This is a genomic window from uncultured Tateyamaria sp., assembly GCF_947503415.1.
Taxonomy (GTDB): domain Bacteria; phylum Pseudomonadota; class Alphaproteobacteria; order Rhodobacterales; family Rhodobacteraceae; genus Tateyamaria.
Genome location: NZ_CANNDS010000012.1, coordinates 1 through 2,421, shown reverse-complemented (window position 1 = coordinate 2,421; position 2,421 = coordinate 1). Strand labels below are relative to the sequence as shown.

1 protein-coding gene is annotated in these 2,421 nt (G+C 61.2%); it reads left to right on the top strand.

Annotated features, from left to right (window positions below; genetic code table 11):
• Window positions 1-244: 244 nt before the first annotated feature.
• On the top strand, window positions 245-2,421 hold a 2,177-nt coding region (locus tag Q1A32_RS23905; RefSeq protein ID WP_299658421.1), incomplete at its 3' end, for a calcium-binding protein.

Below are 2,421 nucleotides of genomic sequence, written 5' to 3'. Positions count from 1 at the left end.
ACAGACCGCCTGCCATTTACAGGCTTCCGCCTACGGCATTACACCTTTTGGATCACCTCTGATAAGAGCTGCGCCCACGCCATGACAGCGTGCCTTTGGGGCGACCTCAGACTTGCCTGAAATTCGGAAACGACCCTAAGGTGCGCCCATACACATACGCCGCAGCATGGACACCGGCGTGAATAACTTTTCATCAAGCCATATCGGGTAGCGGCTTGAACGGCCTAACAGGGGACACCACCAAATGACGACATTCACATTGCTCGGCACCAACTCCGATTATTTCGGAGACGCGTTTCTTTCCAATAGTGATGAGATCGAGGTCGATATCGTTTCAACATCGGCAACGACCGTTGTCGTCAACAACCCGTTCACAGGGATCACGACCACGATTTCCGGGACAGGATTGACCTTTTCGGGCGCCCCCGGTGACGAAGAGCCCAGTGGGGGCACCGTCACCAGCCTGTCGATGTCGAGCGCCGGGAACTCGGTGCTCGAAGGGACAGTCACCGGGCTGAACCTTGGCTTCGTGGCCCTTTCGCAGGCCCTGGATGCGCTGGCCGCCGACAATCTGGTGCCCATTGCGAACCTGCTCAATTCCGGGGGGCCAATCACCTTTGACGCCAGCAATGCAGCGACCGGTCTGAACATGTTCGAGCTGCTGGACCCGGATTTCAGCGACCTGATCACGCAGCCGGTTACGGTTCTCGGGTCCGAATTCTACGACCAGATCTTTGGCGGCCTTGGCAATGACAGCATCGTCACGGGCGGGGACAACGGCAACGACAATGGCGGCGATATCGAAGGCACGGTCGGCAACGACACCATCGATTTCTCGAACAGCACGTCCACCTCGTTCCAGTGGCTCGATTACGAAGACTTCGTGGACGGCGCCGTCACCTTCAACGTCAACGCAGCCGCGAACACCGGCACCATCACCGGCACCGGGTTCTCCGACACCCTGGTCGATGTCCGCGCGATCATGGAAGCCTTTGGGCTGGCCCTTGAAGGCGGGGAGGCCAACGATGTCTTCAATGTCACCAATTCCAGCAGTGAAAACAGCTGGTTCAACCTGCGCGGCAACGAGGGCAACGACACATATAACATCAACATCGCAAATGGCGGCGGGCGGATCAGCTTCAACTTCGGCTCAAGCGATGCACCGACCTCCGGTATCAACGTCAACCTGAACACCGGCTTTGTCAGCAATGACGGCTTCGGGGGCCAGGATACGATCAATGTCCTGAGCGGGGATGGGCGGCTCGAGATCCGGGCCAGCGACAACAATGACAGCATCCTCGGCTCGGACCGTGATGAAAGCTTCATCACCGAACAGGGCAATGACACCGTCAACGGCGGCGGCGGGTTCGACCGGGTACGCTACGACCGTTCGGGCGTGGATGTGGTAAATGTGAACCTCGCGACGCAAACGGCGACCGGAATATGGGACGGCAATGCCTTTACCGACACGCTGATCTCGATCGAATACGTGCGCGGATCGCGCCTGGGCAATGACACGCTGATCGGCTCCACGGCAGAGGAGCGCCTCGAAGGGCGCGGCGGCAATGACAGCCTGTTTGGCGCGGCTGGCGACGACCGGCTCGATGGCGGGGACGGCAACGACACGCTGCGCGGCGGCGGTGGGCGCGATGACCTGATCGGCGGGGACGGCAACGACCTGATCGACGCTTCGGGCGGCTTCGCTTCCACACAGGGCTTTGGCGATTTCATCCGCGCGGGCCTTGGCCAGGACACCATCCTGGGCCATGCCGAGCATTGGGCCACAGGTGAAGGCGCCGACATCAGCTATTCCGATGTCGGACGCGTGGGGGGCGTGACCATCACCTCGGGTCAGGACGGCACCGGCACCGTGGTCTCGGGCGACGGGCGGGTGAATGACACCTTCACCTTCATCCACTACTTCCAGGGCTCGCAGGATTCCGACCGGATCACGGGCGCTGCCGAAAGCCGCTGGGAAGGGTTCGAAGGCAATGCAGGCAACGACACCATCGATGGCGGCGGCGGCGATGCGCAGGTCGGCTACAACAACGAACATTTCGAAGGCGGATCCAGCGGTGTCACCGTCAACATGGGCACGGGCAATCAGGGGACAGCCGTCGGCACGGCCACTGACACCTTTGGCGACACCGACACGCTGATCCGCATCGACATGGTGCAGGGCTCCATTTTCGACGACACCCTGTCGGCCGTGAACCGGACGGACAACGTGCGCCTCGAAGGCAACGACGGCAATGACGTGCTGTCCGGCGGTTCCGGGTTTGACCAGATCTTTGGCGGTGACCAGGGCGATACGATCTCGGCCGGGGCTGGTGGGGACACGGTGGACGGCGGCAATGGGCGGGACAATGTGACCCTGAACCAGGGCAATGACGTGTTCAACGACAACGATCAGGGCGGTGA